Genomic DNA, 17,354 nt, shown 5'->3' with positions numbered 1-17,354 from the left:
ACACCATAGGCACCGGCCACGGCTTCGCCAGCGGGGCGACCGACGGCCACGTCGTCGCCAGCGGGGCGCCCGGGCTCCGCCCGCGTCAGCGCGCGCCGCCCGCGTCGCCCGCGTTGGCGCGCCTGCCCACGACGATGTACTGGTCGGGCAGGTCCTCCGCGACGATCTGGGGCGAGAGGCCCCCGGCGCGGAGCTCGGCGGCGACCGCCTCGGCGGCGATGCGGTGCTCCTTCGGGGGGCCCTGCTGCGCTGCGAGGGTGAAGTCGACGACGAACACCGCGCCGTCCGGGCGGAGCGCCGCCTTCAGCTTGGCCGCGTAGGCGGGGCGGTCGGGGATGTGGTGCCATGTGTTGACGACGAGGATGCGGTCGACGGAGCCGGGATCGAGCCCGGGATCGGCGGGGCCGACCTGGCGCGCCGTGACGTTGGCGAGGCGCTCGCGGGCGGCGCGCTCCGTCATGTAGCGGACCATGTCCGGCTCGATGTCCAGGCCGATGACCGCGCCGGTCGGCCCGACCGCGCGGGAGAGGTGCGGCAGGAAGTAGCCCGTGCCGGCCCCGAGATCGGCGACGCGCATGCCGGGGGCGAGCCGCAGGGCGGCGACGACCGCCGCGGGCTTCTGCCAGGCGTCGCGCTCGGGGCCCTCGAACGCGGGCACCCAGTCCTCGGCGCGCTCGAAGCGGTGGACGAGCGGCCCTGCGCCGTGGGCGTCGCCGCCGTGGTGGCCCGCGTGGCCGCCGTGGTGGCCCGCGTGCCCCGCGTGGCCGCCGTGGTGGCCCGCGTGCCCCGCGTGGCCGCCGTGGTGGCCCGCGTGCCCCGCGTGGCCCGCAGCGCCGGGGCCGTGCTGCCCGTGGGCGGCGGCGTGGTCCGCGGGGGCGGCCTGCGCGCCGCTCGCGGGCGCGCGCGGTCCGCCGCTCCCCGGCGCGGCGGCGTCGGGCGCGGCGCTGCAACTGCTGAGGAGCGCGGCGAGGGCGGCGCAGGAGGGGACGGCATGGAGGCGGCGGTGCATCCGCGCTCCCTACCACGATCGACGCGCCGGAGTCCCCTGCGGGCTCTCTCGCGCAAGTTGCGCAAGCTCCCGCCCAGTTGAGCAAGCCGCTGCCCGATCCGGACCGCCCGGGCACCGCGCCAACGCGCGCACGCCGCGAAACCCGCTTGGCCCGACTCCTGCCAAGGGGACTACGCCTCCGCAACACAGCGACGGACGCCTCGATGCCCTGTTGCCGAGTCGTCCTCGACACGGCGATCGCCGCGTCGATCGCCGCCACGGAGGAAGGTGCTCGCGCATTGCCACCGCCTCGCCCGGAGCGGCGAGGCCCCCTTGGAGAGACATCATGAACCTTCAGAATCGCATCATGAACCATCGTATTGCCTCCGTCCTCTGGCTCGCGCTCTCGATGACCCCGTTCGCCGCGGGCTGTCAGGTGGAGGCGGCCGACGACGCCGCCGAGCCGGTCGCGTCCGAGGCGCAGGAGGCGAGGGGAGACATCAGGCTGCCGGCGGCCATCTGCGGCGGCTTCGCCGGCCTGAGCTGCAAGCCCGGATATTTCTGTGATTACGAGCTCGATGCCATGTGCGGCGCGGCCGATCAGACGGGCATCTGTACGCCCATCCCGAAGATGTGCACGAAGGAGTACAGACCGGTCTGCGGCTGCGACGGCAAGACGTACGGCAACGAGTGCGCCGCGAACGCGGCGGGCGTGTCGGTGGCGTCGCTCGGCGAGTGCGGGGCTCCCCCGGAGCAGGCGTGTGGCGGGATCGCCGGCCTCGCGTGCGAGCGCGGGTTCTTCTGCGACTACGGCCCTGAGGCGCAGTGCGGCGCGGCCGATCAGATGGGCACCTGCGAGCGCACCCCGGAGGCCTGCCTGGACGTGTACGATCCGGTCTGCGGCTGCGACGGCAACACGTACGGCAACGCCTGCTACGCGAACGCGGCGGGCGTGTCGGTGGCGTCGTCCGGCGAGTGCGGGGATGTCCGGGAGCAGGCGTGCGGCGGGATCGCCGGCCTCGCGTGCGAGCGCGGGTTCTTCTGCGACTTCAGCACGGAAGCGCAGTGCGGCGCGGGCGACCAGATGGGCACCTGCGAGCCCACCCCCGAGGCCTGCCTCCAAGTGTACGACCCGGTCTGCGGCTGTGACGGGAGGACGTACAGCAACGCCTGCTCCGCCAACGCAGCGGGCGTGTCGGTGGCCTCGCGCGGCGCCTGCGACGCGCGCCAGTGAGCGGCGCCTGCGACGCGCGCCAGTGAGCGGCGCCTGCGACGCGCGCCAGTGAGCGAGCGTCTGCGGGCCGCCCGCCGCGCCGGCGGCGCCGCGAGCGTTCCAATCGACATGCAAAACTGAAACGGTGGCAGTCACGGATCTCCGCTGTGCCGCTCCGCCAGCGCTTCGGCCCCTTGATCCCCAGTTCGCAGGTCCGCGGGATCGAGGGGCCGACCGCGCCTCGCACGGCGCGAAACCGCCGCCCGTGTGCGCATTTTGTGACACGATCGTAGCGCAATCGTCATAAGATCGCCCCGGACTGCCGAGCTTAGGAGCGATCGATGAGCGCAAGAATCCTGCATTATCTGCTGCCGTTCGCGGCGTTGGCTGCCGTGCCCCTCGTGGGCTGCGGTGAATCCACGCCCAGCTCGCCTTCCGGGTCGGGCGCCGGCGCGAGCGACGGCACAGGCGCCGGCACGACGGGCCCGGGCGGCACAGGCGGGGGCGGCACGGGCGGGGGCGGCCAGCCCGCGGACCCGCCCGATTACGCCGCCGCGTTCCCGCAAGACCGGGTACCCCGCATCGACATCACCATCGCGCCCGAGCGGTGGCAGCAGATGCTCGACGACATGACGTCGATGATCGGCGAGTTCGGCGCGCAGACGGGGCCCGGCGGATTCGAGCCGCCGCCGGAGTGGGTCGAGGCCTGCAACGGGCTCGTCGTCGGCGACGACTGCACGATCGATCTCTTCGGGTCCCCCGCCGAGGGGACGTGCTCCGAGCTCCCCGGCGGCCTCACCTGCCAGCCGAAGCCGCCGGATCCCGGCGATTTCGAGCCGCCGCAGGACTGGATCGACGCCTGCAGCGGGCTCGCGGCGTCCGACCCCTGCACGATCGACATCTTCGGGACCGCGACCGAGGGGACGTGCACCGAGCAGGAGGCGGGCCTGGCGTGCATGCCTGCCGGAGGGGGCGGGCCTGGCGGCGATATCGGGCTCATCAGCAGCGTCGACCATTTCCCGCGCTCGCCGATGTACGTCGAGTGCGACGTCAAGACCGAGGACCGGCAGTGGCAGCACGTCGGTCTCCGCTTCCGGGGCAACGTCAGCCTGCTCACGCCCTGGATGACGGGTGTCTGGAAATTGCCGCTGCGACTCAATTTCGACAAGTTCGAGGACGACTACCCCGAGATCAAGAACCAGCGCTTCTATGGCTTCGAGGGGGTGGCGTTCACGAGCAGCTACCTGGATCCGTCGCTCCTGCGCGAGAAGCTCGGCACCGACATCTTCGCCAAGGCGGGGATCCCGGCGCCCGCGACCGCGTTCTACCGGGTCTTCATCGATCACGGGCAGGGGCCGATCTATTTCGGGCTGTACACCGGGATCGAGGTCCCGTCGGACGAGTCGTTCCTCGACAAGCATTTCGGCGGCCACAAGGGCAATCTCTACAAGCCTGACGGCACCGGCGCGCGGTGGGAGACCTGGGACCCCGAGTCCCTCGTCAAGGAGAACCACGAGGAAGAGGCCGACTACTCGGACGCGCGCGCGCTGTTCGACGCGCTGCACGCCGACAGGACCGACGCCGCCGCCTGGCGCGCGGGGCTCGAGGCGCGGCTCGACGTCGACGGCTTCCTCCACTGGCTGGCGCTGAACGCGGTGATCGAGGACTGGGACGTGTACGGCCGCCTGCCGCACAACTACTACATGTACTCGGACCCGAACAAGAACGGGCAATTCACGTGGATCCCGTGGGACCACACGTTCGCGTTCATCGATGGCGACGCGGCCGGAGCGACCCCGATGCCGGCGCTGCCCCTCTCGATGGAGGATGTGAACGAGCACTGGCCGCTCATCCGCTACCTGCTGGATGATCCGGTGTACCTCGAGAAGTACCGAGGCTACGTGAAGCAGGCCATCGAGCAGGAGTACGAGCCGGCCGCCGCCGAGGCGTGGTTCAAGGCGGCGCACGACCTGATCGCGCCGTACGTCGTCGGGCCGGAGGGCGAGAAGGAGGGGTACACGCACCTCGCGTCGCCCGAGGACTTCACGAAGGGGCTCGAGGCGCTCATCGCTCACGCGAAGGGGCGTCCGGCGGACGTGGCCGCGTACCTCGGCCAGTGACGCGGGCGGGGGCGCGCGGCGCGGCGGCGATCGGGCCGCGTGCGCCGCGTGCGCCGCGTGTTACCGATGGGCGGCGCTGACGACCTGGGGTTGCCACGCCGCCCCCGTTTTGTTGGCGCAGAACCCGAACGAGGTCGACGCGCCGGGGTCGAGCTGGCCGTTGTGGGGCAGGCTCGCCGCGGTCATCTCGCTGCCGACGACGTCGACGTCGGCGGACCAGCTCGAGATGACCGACGATTGCCGTAGATCGATGACCACCTCCCAGGCGCCGATGTCGAACCTGCGGCCGTTCGTGACGGCGACGTCGGCGCAATAGCCGGTATCCCAGCTCGAGTTCACCGTGATGTTCGCCGTGACGGCACCGGGGTTGGCCGGGACGTCGGGGATGTCGGTGCGCCAGGTCGTGCCGTTGCCGAAGTAGCGCGTGATCGGCGCCCAGTTGCTCTCGAGCCTCGGCGCCGGCTGCCCTGCTGGGACGGGCCGGGTGGCGAACTCCGCCAGCGTGTTGAAGAAGGTGAGCTCGCTGTCGGTGAGATCGCGGCCGTGCGCTTCCAGGATGAACGCGATGTGGAAGTCGCGTTGGGCCGCCTCCGGGCCCGGGGTCCGCACGCCGAGCCTCGCCTGGATCTGCTCGATCGTGACGGTGGCCTCGATCGAGGGGATCTCGAGATCGCAGTAATCGAAGAGGCCGCCGCCGTGCCGGCGGAGCGGCGGGACCATGCTCGCCGGGATGAGCCCCATCATGTACAGGTCGAGCGGCGAGGCGGTGCTCGCCCCGCCCCGACCGTTGCTGTTGCAGTCGAGGGTGAACGTGCCCGTCCCGTCGTCGACCCACGTCATCCCGCCGAGCAGGCTCGCCGCGCTCGTCGTCGGCAGGTAATGGAAGCCGTCGGTCATGCCGAGATCGAACGGGAGAAAGGCGCTCCACTGGTGGAGGAGCTCGTGCACGAAGTTGTTGCTGATCCACCCGCGGCGCAGGTTGTCGAGCGCGGTGACGGCCATGAGGCGGCGGCTGTAATACGATTCGGAGTAGTCGACCGGATCGCGCCCGATGCCCGTATAATCGATCTTGACGGCGGAGTGGACGCCTGTGACGAAGTTGCTCGAATTGCCCGGCCGCTCGATGTGCGCCGTGGACGAGAGCACGGCGAAGTCGAAGACGTCCGGGACCACCTCGTACATGTCGCGGAGCAGGGCGGCGACGTCGCCCCCCGCGCCGCGGAGCAGCCGCTGGCTGTCGGAGCGCGCGTCGCGCACCTCGATGAGGTGCGACGCCGCGCGGTATCTCGGGCTCAGGTCCCGCCGCGAGGCGACGGGGACGCTCGGGTGGAGCGCCCCGATCTGCGGGTGGACGATGAAGTCCACGCGCTCGCCGGTCGCCTTCGACATCACGAGCTCGCCGATCTCCAGGGCATACAGGCCAGATGGGCTGTCCGGGTTCGACTCGTAATGCGCGGGGATCGAGATCGGCGGGGCGGGGTCGAACCGGAACGGCCCGACCGAGAAGATGCCGTCTCCGGCGACGCGGTCGGCGCCCAGGCCGTCGTCGCGAAGGGTCAAGTCGCCGGGGCCCTGGAGATAGATCGGGAGCCCGGTGAGCTCGACGCTCACGACGTCGTCCACGGGATCGACCTCCAGCACGAACTCCTCGGAGCCGTCGCTGCGCACGACGCTCGGGATCGTCTCCCACGCGTGCTCCTGGCCGGCGAGATCGCCGGCGACGAGGGCCTGCTCGGCCGACAGGACGTCGGCGGAGCCCGGCGATTCCAGGGGCGCGGGCTCGCCGACGCAGCCGCCGAGCAGCGCGCCGAGGGCGCCGGCGCAGAGCAGGGCGCGGGGGGCCCTGGCGGGCAGCATTGAATGAGCAAGAATTCGCCAGCTGGCAGTCTCGTGGGGGAGAGCAGGAATCCGCCGGCGGGCGGCTTCACGGGTGGAGCTCTGGGTGGAACTCTGATCGAGGACGCGGGACCAAGCCATGTTCGTCATCTCCGGATCGCGCCATGTTGCGCTGCGCTCGCGCGCAGCAGAGCGGGATGCTGCGCGATGTAGGTCGCGGAGAGCTCCTGTTCCAATGCGTAGGCAGCATGGACCACATCCATCCTGTGCATGCCGCTCTGGCATCCCCATCCAGCTCGATCCGCGAACCGCGAACAACGATTGTCGGCGCGTCGAGCGCGGAGGGGCGACTGCGATCGTGATGCGTGGCTCTCGGCGTTCTCCTGGGAGGTGATCATCGCCCGATCGAAGCGGCGCAACTGGAGCTGCGATGTGCAATCCACCCGCTGCGCACCGGGAAAATCTCACGGTTCAGCCCGCCCTTTGCTCCGGCGGAGCGGAGCCCCAGCCCGCCATGATGCTGCGCTGGTCTTGACGGTGCGCGGCCACTCATGGGACCGTCCGATATCAGGACCGAGTCGCCGTTTCTCCCGGCACGCGGCGCGCAGCGCGCCACTCGGCGCAGCCGAGCCTACCGGGGGCGCGCGTCGGCGACATCCGAGGAGCGTTCATGCTGGCGCCGCCCGATGGTCACCCTCCTTCGCCCTCGCCGTTATCGAGGGTTCCCGCCGCGTTCGTGGGCGCGCTGGGCGGCCTCTGCGCCGTGGCCGCGCTGCTCTCGGGCCGGGACGTCGACGTCCCGCCGCTCGCGCTGGACGCCGGCCTGGTCCTCGCTCTCCTCTGCGTCGCCGCCGCGACCGGCAGCCGGGCGCTGCGCGCCGCGGTCCCGCTGGGCGTCCTCGCGCTCGCGTACCTCGTCGTCGCGGGGACCCGGTCGGTCATCGGGCTCTCCTTCGTCGACGATTTCGGGGCTCCACCGAGGGGTGAGTGGCTCTTCCTGGTGTTCTTCGGGGCCGTGATCCTGAGCGGCATCGCCGGTCCGCTCGGCGCGCTGGTGTTCGCCGGCCTGGTGAGGCCCGTGGCCCGCGCCTGGCCGCGCGTCCTCCCGATGCTGAGCGGCATCCTCCTCGCGCTGACCACCCTCCTCGTCGCCGTATCCGTCGCCCGCGCGGTGCGCATGCCCGCCCCGGACCGTTACATCGTCTCGCTCCCGAGCCTCGGCGTCATCCCGCCTGTCACGGGGGAGCCCTCGATGATCGAGGAGGGCCCGATGGACCCGAGGGACCCGTCCGGAAATCGAATGGTGACGCGCATCCACGACATGAAGCTTGGCGAGGTAGGCATCCGCCGGCTATGTCCCAGCGTCGTCCTGAGGTGCTTTCTCGAGGTAAAGCCTCCCGGGAGACCCTTTGATGCCCAGTATGTGAAATGGCTTACTGAGAGCTATCACTTTATCTACGAGGATCGTTCCTCGGGGGAGCTGGAAGATCGCATGTGGGTCGAGCCCGGCGCATCCATCGTCGTCCGCGGCGCGTCTCTCGTCAACCACACCGCGGTGCGCCTCTCGCCCGACAGCGAGCGCCACGAGGTGATCGTGCTCGATGGAGAGATCTTCCACACCCCGAGCGACCGCGAGCCGGGCGTGGCCGTCCTCCAGGCGCCGTGGTTCCACACGAGAGGCATGGACATGCGCTCCGTCGCAGAGGCGATCTCCGCGCCGCGGCGCTGGATCGCGTTCGCCGCCTGCGGGGCGCTCCTCACCGCGGCGCTCCTTGTCCACCGCGACCGTGTCCTCCGCGCGCTCGTCCGCATCGAGAAGGCGAAACCCGCGGTCCTCGAGGAGAGCGGCTGGCTCACCTTCGCGGACGGCTCGCCTCCCGTGCGCGCCGGCGACCGCGGGCTGCCCTCCGGACCTGTCCTGGTCCTCGATCCGGGCACCGCGTCCGCAGGCGCTTACCGGGATGCCGCCTCGCTCGGAGGCGAGATCCTCGCCGGCGAGCAGGACGAGCACCTGGAGCGGGGGCGCGAGCGGATCGCGCGGCTCGACGTGATCACCTTCGCCGTCGCGGTGCTCGCCCCGCTGCCGCTTCTGACCGCGGCCTTGACGCTGAAGCTCTGGTAGCGCGCGCCCCGGGAGCGGAGCGACTACAGCGTGAGATCGGCCCTGACGGTCGACTCCTCCAGATCGCGGGTCAGCCGGAATCCGAGCTTCTGGGCCACGCGCTGCATCTCCACGTTCTCGGCCATGATGTCGGCGCCGATGCGCGAGAGCCTCTCGTCGCGCGCGATCTGCACGAGCATGCCGAGCAGCCGGGCCCCGAGCCCCTTGCGCTGGTGCTCGTCGCTGATCAGGAGCGCGAACTCCGAGTCGTTCGTGCCCGGCAGCTTGCTCAACCGGCCCACGCCGATGATCTCGCGCTCGGCGCCGTCCGCCGGCGGCTTCTCGACGACGAGCGCCATCTCGCGGTCGTAGTCCGCGAAGCAGACGCGCGTCAGCCGCTCGTGCGCCGTGCGCAGGTCGAGCTGCATCGGATAGAAATACCGCAGCCGCACGGTCCGCTCGGAGAGCTTCTGGTGAAACTTGACCATCAGCGGCTCGTCCTCGGGGCGGATCGGCCGGATCGTGAACGCCTGCCCGTCCCGGCTCGTCAGCTCCGTCACGTACTGCGTTGGATACTCGCGGATCGCCGACCTGGGGAGCGCCGACTCCGGTGTCTCCGGCGGGTGCAGCACGACGCGCGCGTCGAGGGCGATCATGCGATCGGCGCTCACGGCCAGCGGGTTGATGTCGATCTCGCGGATCCATCGCTGCTCGATCACCATCTGCGAGAACCGCACGAGCAGGTGCCCGAGCCCCTCCAGGTCGACCGGCGCGCGGCCGCGCACGCCCTTGAGGGCCGTGTAGATCTTCGTCTGCTCCATCATGCGCCGCGCCAGCGTGGCGTTGAGCGGCGGCAGGCCGAGCGCGCGGTCCTTGAAGACCTCCACGAGCTGCCCGCCGGCCCCGAACAGGAGCACCGGGCCGAACTGCGGATCGATCGAGCTGCCGAGGATGATCTCGTAAGCGTCCTTCAGCGCGATCATGGGCTGGACCGTCACGCCCTGGAAGTGCTCGGCGCCGGCCTTCTGGGCGACGCTCTCCTGGATCTCGGCGAACGCGCGGCGGACGGCGGCGTCGTCGGCGAGATCGAGCTTCACGCCGCCCACGTCCGTCTTGTGCGTGATCGTCGCGCTGTACAGCTTGAGGACGGCCGGATACCCCATCTCCCTGGCCAGGGCACAGGCCTCGTCCACGCTCCGGGCGACGGCCGTCCGCACCGTCGGGATGCCGTACGCCGCCATGAGCTGCTTCGACTCGAACTCATCCATGAGCGTCCGGCCGGACGCGCGGACGCCCTCGATCAGCGCGCGCGCCCCGTCGCGATCGACGTTCCGCGCCCGCTCGTCGAGGCTCGGCGTCTCGTACAGCGCCCGCAGGTTGTACGAATAACGGTACATCGAGCAGAACGCGCGCGCGGCGATGTCGGGGTACTCGAACGTCGGCACCCCGGCGCGGTTCAGGATCGACTCGCCGGCCTCCACCTCCACGCCGCCCATCCAGCTCGCCAGGACGGGCTTGCCGTCGACGTGCGCGTGCTTGCGCAGCGCCTCGGCGGTCTGGGTGGACTCGGTCATGTCCTGCGGCGTCAGGATGACGAGCACGCCGTCGTTGTGCGGGTCCTTCGCGCAGATCTCCAGCGCCTTCGCATAGCGGTCGGCGCCCGCGTCGCCGAGCACGTCCACCGGGTTGTTGCGGCTCCAGGCGGCGGGGAGGAAGCCGTTCAGCTCGCTCATGATCTCCGGCGAGATCGGCGCCAGCTCGCCGCCGTGGGCGACGAGCGAGTCCGTGGCCAGCACGCCCGGGCCGCCGGCGTTCGTGACGATGCACAGCCGGTTGCCGCGCGGCCGAGGCTGCTTGGCCAGCGTCTCGGCCATCGAGAACAGGTCCGCGATGTCGTTCACGCGCAGCACGCCGACGCGCCGGAACGCCGCCTCGAGCACCTCGTCCGAGCCGGTCAGCGAGCCCGTGTGCGACGCCGCCGCCTTCGCCGCCGCCTCGCTGCGGCCGGGCTTGATCACGATGATCGGCTTGTTCAACGCCACCTCGCGCGCGGCCGAGAGGAACGAACGCGCGTCGCCGATCGTCTCCATGTAGATGAGGATGCTGCTCGTCTTCGGGTCGTTGCCGAGATAGTCGATGAGATCGCCCCAGCCGACGTCGAGCATGGAGCCGACGCTGACGAAGGCGCTGAAGCCGACCTGCTCCTGCAAGCTCCAGTCGAGGACCGCCGTGCAGAGCGCGCCGGACTGGCTGATGAACGCCACGTTGCCCGGCCGCGCCTGCCCCTTCGCGAACGTGGCGTTGAGCCCGCCGATCGGGTTCATGACACCAAGGCAGTTGGGCCCGATGATGCGCATCTTCCCGCGGGCGCGAGCCATGATCTGCTGTTCGAGCTGGACGCCCGGAGGGCCCATCTCCTTGAAGCCGGCCGAGATGATGATCGCGCCGCGCACCCCGGCGTCCACGCACTCGCCGAGGAGCCCCGGCACGGTCGCCGCGGGCGTGACGATCACCGCGAGGTCCACCTTCGCTGGCACGGCCGCGATGTTCGGGTACGCCTTGATGCCGAGCACGCTGGACCGCTTCGGGTTGACCGGGAACACCGTCCCGCCGAACGGATTGCTGATCAGGTTCCAGAGGAGCGTGCGGCCGACGGCGCCTGTGTTCTCCGTCGCGCCGATCACGGCCACGTTGCGGGGCTTGAAGATCGGGTCGAGGCTCTGAAACTCCTGACGAAGCACGTCGTGGGCGCGGTCCGTCGTGGGCAGCGAGTCAACCATAAGGCTCCTTCGAGGTTGTTCGGCGGGAGCTTCTGGGGCCGTCGTCCGGAGACCGCAATGGCCCTCATCACGCCGCCGGGCGGATGCATGGGAAATCTGCGTGGGAGCGCCCACACGTATCATCTCCCATCACGCCTCGTGACCTTCCGTGCAGGTCATGCAGGGTTCGTGCCTGGGGACGGCGGACGGCTTGGCTGGCGGGCTCGGCCATGAAGGATCCATGGGCTCGCCAGCGCTCGTCCCAGCGCTCGTCAACGCTCGCCCGTGAGCGCTCGACGCCGCCGCGCGCCGGTCGGCGGGTCGGGCGGGTCGGGCGGGTCGCTTGACGGCCCACCCTTCGGTTGATAGACAAGTCAATCAACGCGTGGGGGAGCGTTCATGTGTCCTCGCAGCGCCGAGCAGTTCGAGCAGATCAAGGACGGGCGGCGCCGCGCGCTGCTCCGCGCGGCGCGCGTCGTCTTCGGTCGCAAGGGGTTCGCGGCGGCGAAGATCGCTGACATCGCCGCGCAGGCCGGGATCAGCCACGGGCTCGTCTACCACTATTATCCCGAGAAAGAGTCGCTGTTCGCTGCCACCATCGAGGCCTCGGAGGAGGGCTGGGCGGTGCTCGTCGCGCTGACGCAGGCGCGGCCGGGGACGCCCTGGGAACGGCTCGTTTATCTGTGCGGACAGATGATCGCCGGCCTGCGCGACGAGCCGGAGCACCTCCTGATGACGGTGCATGTGCACGCCGAGGGCGCGTCGCCCGTCCTTCGCGACGTGCTGAGGCGCTTCCGCCAGCGGGTCCTCGGCGACGTCGAGGCGATGATCCGCGAGGGACAGCGCGCGGGCGAGGTCGCAGAGGGCCCTCCCGAGGAGCTGACGCGCGCCCTCGTCGCCATCGTCCAGGGGCTCGCCATCAACCGTCTTGTCGAGCCGGACGCCCCGTTGCCGCCGCTCGACGTGGTGCTCCGGATTTTCAGATCATGAGCAGAGAGCAAGGGAGGGACGCATGAAGATCGTGGTGGATGAAGAGCGCTGTGAGGCCAACGGCGTCTGCGTGCGCGCGGCGCCCGAGGCGTTTCGCCTGGACGACGACGACCGCCTGCACCTGCTCGTCACGGAGGTGCCGTCCGAGCTCCGCGACAAGGTGGAGAGGGCGGTGCGCGACTGCCCGCGCGGCGCGCTGTCGCTCGTCGAGCGCTGAAGCGCGGAGGAGAAGGGTCGACCCAACGCAGGACCGAAGGCAAGGAGAGGTGCTCTCATGATGCAGGAGATTTCACGTCCCACGGTCGAGTTCAATCCGTTCGCGCCCGGGTACACGGAGGATCCGTACCCCGTCTATGCAAAGCTGCGCGAGGCGCCCGTCCGTTACTGGCCCGAGGGCAACGGGTGGATCGTCAGCCGACAGAACGAGATCCAGGCCATCCTGCGCGACAGCCGGTTCACGGCCGATCGCGCGGCGTGGGCGCACGCGGCGGCGTTCGGCGTGGGGAGCATCCCCGAGATCGAGGAGATGAACCGATACAGCCTCTTCTCGCTGCCGGACAGGGATCACGCCCGGGTGCGCAAGCTCGTGAGCCCGTCGCTCACGCCGCGCGCCGTCGAGCGCCTTCGCCCGCGCATCCAGGCGGCCGTCGACGAGCGGCTCGACGCGATCGCGGGCAAGGGCGTCATCGACGTTGTCCACGACTTCTCCGAGCACATCCCGGTCCGCGTGATCAGCGAGATGCTGCACATCCCGAAGGAGCACGACGCGGCGTTCCACCGCTTCGCGGATTCCGCGGTGAAGCAGCTCTTCATGATGCTCCTGTCGCCCGCGGAGCTCGAGCGCATGGTCGCCGGCATCCGCGAGGGGACGGCGATGGTCGGCGAGGTGATCGAGGAGCGGCGCAAGCACCCGATCGAGGGCGACATGCTGACGGCCCTCATCCAGGCCGAGGAGCAGGGCGACCGCCTGAGCAAGGGAGAGCTCGTGTCGCTCGTCTCGGCGCTGCTCGTGGGGGGCTCCGAGACGACGGTGCACCTCATCGCGTTCATGGTGCTGAACCTGCTGAAGCGCCCCGAGGTGCTCGCCGAGGCCCAGCGCGATCCCGAGCTCATGAAGGGGGTCGTCGACGAGGTGCTCCGCTTCGACAACTTCGGCAAGCTCGGCACCTTTCGCTACGCGACCGAGGACGTCGAGATCGGCGGCGCGCGCGTCAAGAAGGGGGAGATGGTCATCCTCTTCTTCGCGGCGGCGCTGCGCGACGCGTCCGCCTATCCGGACGCGGACCGGTTCGATCCGCGGCGCGACACGACAGGGAGCGTCGCGTTCGGCGGCGGCGCTCACTATTGCATCGGCGCGAACCTGGCGCGCCTGGAGGGGCAGATCGCCGTGAGCTCGCTCTTCCGCAGGTTTCCCGGCATGAAGATCGAGTCGCCGCCGACGTTCGGGCCGCACCCGGCGATCCGCAAGATGGATTCGTTCAAGGTGCGCCTCGGCGCCTGATCACGGCCCTGGCGCCCCCGCGCCCCCTCGCTCGCCGACGGGCGATCCATATCCGCCGCCCCCGGGCGTCTCGATCACGAACACGTCGTCTCTGCCCATCTCGACCGATCCGATGTGCGGCAGCACCTCGATCGATCCATCCGCGCGCACCACCAGGTTGCGCCCCGGCGCCCCGGCGCCCCCGCCGGCCAGGCCGAACGCGGCCGTCGAGCGGCCGTTCGACAGGATCGACGCCGTCATCGGCTCGAGGAAGCGCACGGCGCGCGTGCCGCCGTCGCCGCCCGGGAAGCGCCCGGCGCCGCCCGAGCCCTCGCGGATCTCGTAGCGCTCCAGCCGGACGGGGAAGCGGTGCTCCAGCACCTCCGGGTCGGTCAGGCGCGAGTTCGTCATGTGCGTCTGCACGACGCTCGTGCCCGCGAAGCCGCGCACGCCGCCGGCGCCGATCTCGATGCCTCCGCCCGACCCGCCCGAGATCGTCTCGTAGTACTGGAGCCTTTCGTCGCCGAACGTGAAGTTGTTCATCGTCGGCTGGCTGCTCGCCAGCACGCCGAGCGCCCCGTACAGCGCGTTGGTCACGCAGGTGGACACCTCCACGTTGCCCGCCACCACGGCGGCCGGCGGGCGCGGGTTGAGCATCGATCCCTCGGGCACGATGACCTCGATCGGCTTCAGGCACCCCGCGTTGAGCGGGATGTCGTCGTCGACGAGCGTGCGGAACACGTAGAGCACCGCGGCCATCGTCACCGCGCGCGGCGCGTTGAAGTTGTTGTCCATCTGCGCGGACGTGCCCGTGAAGTCCACGACCGCCGAGCGCGCCTCGCGGTCGATCCGGACGGCGACCTCGATCGTCGAGCCGTTGTCGAGCGGCACCGTGAACCGGCCGCCCTGCACGAGCGACGGGTCGAGCCGCGCGATGGCGAGGCGCACGCTCTCCTCGGCGTTGTCCTGCACGTGCTTCATGTAGGCCTCTACCGTGGGGAGCCCGAACTGGGCCACCATGGCGCGAAGCTCCTCCGCGCCCTTCTCGTTCGCCGCGATCTGCGCGCGCAGGTCGGCCAGGTTCTGCTGAGGATTGCGCGCCGGGTACGCCCCGCCGCCGAGCAGCGCGAGGATCTCCGCCTCGCGGAGCCGCCCGCCCTCGACGAGCTTCACGTTGTCGAGCAGGACGCCCTCCTCCTCGATGGTCCGCGAGAACGGCGGCATCGAGCCCGGCGTGATGCCGCCGATGTCCGCGTGGTGGCCGCGCGAGGCCACGTGGAACAGCACGCGGCCCTCGGCCTCGTCCCACACCGGCGTGACGACCGTCACGTCGGGCAGGTGCGTGCCGCCGTGGTACGGGTCGTTGAGCACGTAGACGTCGCCCGGCTTCATCCCCGGGTTGCGCGCGATCACGGTCCTTATCGACTCGCCCATCGAGCCGAGGTGCACGGGCATGTGCGGCGCGTTCGCGATGAGGTTGCCCTCGGCGTCGAACAGGGCGCACGAGAAGTCGAGCCGCTCCTTGATGTTCACCGAGTGCGCCGTGTTCTGCAGGCGCAGGCCCATCTGCTCGGCGATGTTCATGAACAGGTTGTTGAACACCTCCAGCATCACCGGGTCGACCTCGGTGCCCACCGCGCGGCGCTCGGGCCGCGGCGCCACCCGGGTGAGCACGAGGTGGCCCAGCGCGGTGAGCTCGGCCTGCCAGCCCGGCTCGACGACCGTCGTCGCGTTGGCCTCGGCCACGATCGCCGGCCCGTCGATCACCGCGCCGCGCTCGAGGCGCTCGCGCCGGTACAGCGCCGCGTCGCGGTAGGCGCCCTCGCAGAACATCCGCACCCGCGCGTCCGCCCCGGGGCGGTGCGGGCGCGCCTCCGCCGGCCGCTCCTCGGCGGCCTCGCCCGGGCCGATCGCCTCGACGGAGACGCTCTCCAGGATCAGCGCCTTGTAGGGCATGAGGAACGCGAACCGCTTGCGGTAGGCCGCCTCGAACGCGGCGCGGATCGCCTCCGCGCCGCCGTACGGCACGACGAGGGCGGTGTCCGTGCCGTCGTAGCGCACGTGCGCGCGCAGGACCGTCCGCACCCGCTCGGGCGCGAAGCCTTGCCCAACGAGCTCTGCCTCCGCCTCGGCGCCGATCCGCGCGAGCGCCTCGCCCGCGGCGGCGAGGCCCGCCTCGTCGAGGCGCCGCTCCACGGCGGCCTCGCGCATGGCGTTCTGGTCCGACAGGCCCATGCCGTAGGCGGACAGGACGCCGGCGAGCGGGTGAACGAGGACGCGGCGCATGCCGAGCGCGTCGGCCACCGCGCAGGCGTGCTGGCCGCCGGCGCCGCCGAAGCACTGCAGCGTGTACTGCGTGACGTCGTAGCCGCGCGCGACCGAGATCTTCTTCACCGCGTTCGCCATGCTGGCGACCGCGATCTTCAGGAAGCCCTCGGCGAGCTCCTCCGGCGTGATGGGGCGCCCCGTCTCGCGCCGCACGTCGTCGGCCATCGCCTGGAAGCGCTCCGCGACGACCTCGCGGTCGAGCGGCTCGTCCGCGCCGGGGCCGAACACGCGCGGGAAGAACTCCGGCTGGATCTTGCCGAGCATCACGTTCGCGTCGGTGATCGCCAGCCGCCCGCCGCGGCGGTAGCACGCCGGCCCGGGGTTCGCGCCGGCCGACTCCGGCCCCACGCGCAGCCGCGCGCCGTCGAAGGCGAGGAGCGAGCCGCCGCCCGCGGCCACGGTGTGGATGCTCATCATGGGCGCGCGCATGCGCACGCCGGCGACCTGGGTCTCGAAGGCACGCTCGAGCTCGCCCGCGTGGTGCGACACGTCGGTCGAGGTGCCGCCCATGTCGAAGCCGATCACCTTCTCGAACCCGCCCGCGAGCGCCGTGCGCACCATGCCGATGATGCCGCCGGCCGGACCGCTCAGGATCGCGTCCTTGCCCTGGAACCTGTCGGCCCGCGTGAGGCCGCCGCTCGACTGCATGAAGTAGAGCGGCACGCCGGGCATCTGGCGCGCCACCTGCTCGACGTAGCGGCGCAGGATCGGCGAGAGGTACGCGTCGACGACGGTCGTGTCGCCGCGCGAGACGAGCTTCATCAGCGGGCTGACCTCGTGCGAGGCGGAGACCTGGGTGAAGCCGACCGCGCGCGCGATGGCGGCGGCCTCCCGCTCGTGCGCGGTGAAGCGGTAGCCGTGCAGGAGCGCGACGGCGCACGCGCGGATGCCGTCCGCGAACGCCTCCTCGAGCGCGCGGCGCAGCGCCGCGCCGTCCAGCGGCTCGACCACCTCGCCGCGCGCGCCGACGCGCTCGCGGGCCTCGATCACGCGCTCGTAGAGCAGGTCGTGCAGCACGATGTGCCGGTCGAACAGGCGCGGGCGGTTCTGGTAGCCGATGCGCAGCGCGTCGCGGAAGCCGCGCGTGATGACGAGCACCGTGCGGTCGCCCTTGCGCTCGAGCAGCGCGTTGGTGGCCACCGTGGTGCCCATCTTCACGCACTCGACCTGGGCGGGGGAGATGACCTCGCCGGGCGAGAGGCCGAGCAGGCGCCGGATGCCCTCGACGGCCGCGTCCGCGTACTGCTCGGGGTTCTCCGACAGCAGCTTGGCGGTGGTGAGCGAGCCGTCCGGCCGCCTGGCCACGACGTCCGTGAACGTGCCGCCGCGGTCGATCCAGAACTGCCACGCGCGTGAGGTCGAGGTCATGGGGTCTGCTCCTTACCAGCGAGGCGGCGGCGTGGGAGGGCCGGCGGCCGCGCGGGCCAGAGCGCCGGGAGGGGGCCGAAACAAGCCGAGACGCGGCGCTGCGGGCACGCCGTGAAGTCAGAAACACAGCCCGACGGTGAATTTCACGTTCTGGACGCAATTATGTATGCT

The 17,354-nt window shown here is 71.0% G+C and carries 10 protein-coding genes; 6 read left to right on the top strand and 4 right to left on the bottom strand.

Going from position 1 to position 17,354, the window contains the following annotated elements; genetic code table 11:
* Positions 1-85 precede the first annotated feature (85 nt).
* The gene (locus WMF24_RS21720) at positions 86-1,009 is read right to left on the bottom strand and encodes a class I SAM-dependent methyltransferase (protein ID WP_437738341.1); all 924 of its coding nucleotides are present in this window, start codon (positions 1,007-1,009) and stop codon (positions 86-88) included.
* A gap of 325 nt (positions 1,010-1,334) precedes the next feature.
* Between WMF24_RS21720 and WMF24_RS21715 the strand changes: the two genes are divergently transcribed.
* On the top strand, positions 1,335-2,222 hold the full coding sequence (locus WMF24_RS21715; RefSeq protein ID WP_437738340.1) for a Kazal-type serine protease inhibitor family protein: 888 nt from the start codon (positions 1,335-1,337) through the stop codon (positions 2,220-2,222).
* 320 nt (positions 2,223-2,542) lie between these two features.
* Positions 2,543-4,321, top strand: coding sequence for a CotH kinase family protein (locus WMF24_RS21710; RefSeq protein WP_437738339.1), 1,779 nt, complete (start codon positions 2,543-2,545; stop codon positions 4,319-4,321).
* Between the two features lie 60 nt (positions 4,322-4,381).
* Here the strand turns inward: WMF24_RS21710 and WMF24_RS21705 are convergent, their stop codons facing one another.
* Positions 4,382-6,178, bottom strand: a complete 1,797-nt coding sequence (locus tag WMF24_RS21705; RefSeq protein ID WP_437738338.1) for a cellulose binding domain-containing protein — start codon at positions 6,176-6,178, stop codon at positions 4,382-4,384.
* Between the two features lie 649 nt (positions 6,179-6,827).
* On the opposite strand from WMF24_RS21705, the gene WMF24_RS21700 reads away from it, so the two are divergent.
* Complete coding sequence (locus WMF24_RS21700) at positions 6,828-8,279, top strand: hypothetical protein (protein ID WP_437738337.1); 1,452 nt, start codon at positions 6,828-6,830, stop codon at positions 8,277-8,279.
* A 23-nt stretch (positions 8,280-8,302) separates the two neighbouring features.
* Here WMF24_RS21700 and WMF24_RS21695 read toward each other — a convergent pair whose 3' ends face one another.
* Entirely contained in the window at positions 8,303-11,038 is a 2,736-nt protein-coding gene (locus WMF24_RS21695) for a bifunctional acetate--CoA ligase family protein/GNAT family N-acetyltransferase (protein ID WP_437738336.1), read from the bottom strand.
* Positions 11,039-11,416: 378 nt separating this feature from the next.
* Between WMF24_RS21695 and WMF24_RS21690 the strand changes: the two genes are divergently transcribed.
* Genes WMF24_RS21690 through WMF24_RS21680 form a run of 3 tightly spaced genes read left to right on the top strand, consistent with a single transcriptional unit; the run spans position 11,417 to position 13,508 of the window.
* Positions 11,417-12,007: a TetR/AcrR family transcriptional regulator gene (locus tag WMF24_RS21690; protein WP_437738335.1), complete on the top strand. Its 591-nt coding sequence runs from the start codon at positions 11,417-11,419 to the stop codon at positions 12,005-12,007.
* 22 nt (positions 12,008-12,029) lie between these two features.
* Positions 12,030-12,224 (top strand): ferredoxin, encoded by a 195-nt coding sequence (locus WMF24_RS21685; protein WP_437738334.1) that lies wholly within the window; start codon positions 12,030-12,032, stop codon positions 12,222-12,224.
* Between the two features lie 57 nt (positions 12,225-12,281).
* Positions 12,282-13,508, top strand: coding sequence for a cytochrome P450 (locus WMF24_RS21680; RefSeq protein ID WP_437738333.1), 1,227 nt, complete (start codon positions 12,282-12,284; stop codon positions 13,506-13,508).
* On the opposite strand, the gene WMF24_RS21675 is transcribed toward WMF24_RS21680, so the two are convergent.
* A complete protein-coding gene (locus WMF24_RS21675) occupies positions 13,509-17,183 on the bottom strand; it encodes a hydantoinase B/oxoprolinase family protein (protein ID WP_437738332.1) in 3,675 nt (1,224 codons plus the stop codon).
* Positions 17,184-17,354: the final 171 nt, after the last annotated feature.

This window comes from Sorangium sp. So ce1335 (assembly GCF_051521615.1).
Classification (GTDB): Bacteria; Myxococcota_A; Polyangia; order Polyangiales; family Polyangiaceae; genus Sorangium.
The sequence above is the reverse complement of the archived record's forward strand: the minus strand, read 5'-3'. Positions and strand labels throughout refer to the sequence as shown.

Excerpts from the sequence above, each read along its gene's own strand:
- WMF24_RS21695 (WP_437738336.1), bottom strand. The coding sequence starts at position 11,038 with ATGGTTGACTCGCTGCCCACGACGGACCGCGCCCACGACGTGCTTCGT.
- WMF24_RS21680 (WP_437738333.1), top strand. The coding sequence starts at position 12,282 with ATGATGCAGGAGATTTCACGTCCCACGGTCGAGTTCAATCCGTTCGCG.
- WMF24_RS21700 (WP_437738337.1), top strand. The coding sequence starts at position 6,828 with ATGCTGGCGCCGCCCGATGGTCACCCTCCTTCGCCCTCGCCGTTATCG.
- WMF24_RS21715 (WP_437738340.1), top strand. The coding sequence starts at position 1,335 with ATGAACCTTCAGAATCGCATCATGAACCATCGTATTGCCTCCGTCCTC.
- WMF24_RS21710 (WP_437738339.1), top strand. The coding sequence starts at position 2,543 with ATGAGCGCAAGAATCCTGCATTATCTGCTGCCGTTCGCGGCGTTGGCT.
- WMF24_RS21685 (WP_437738334.1), top strand. The coding sequence starts at position 12,030 with ATGAAGATCGTGGTGGATGAAGAGCGCTGTGAGGCCAACGGCGTCTGC.
- WMF24_RS21675 (WP_437738332.1), bottom strand. The coding sequence starts at position 17,183 with ATGACCTCGACCTCACGCGCGTGGCAGTTCTGGATCGACCGCGGCGGC.
- WMF24_RS21720 (WP_437738341.1), bottom strand. The coding sequence starts at position 1,009 with ATGCACCGCCGCCTCCATGCCGTCCCCTCCTGCGCCGCCCTCGCCGCG.
- WMF24_RS21690 (WP_437738335.1), top strand. The coding sequence starts at position 11,417 with ATGTGTCCTCGCAGCGCCGAGCAGTTCGAGCAGATCAAGGACGGGCGG.
- WMF24_RS21705 (WP_437738338.1), bottom strand. The coding sequence starts at position 6,178 with ATGCTGCCCGCCAGGGCCCCCCGCGCCCTGCTCTGCGCCGGCGCCCTC.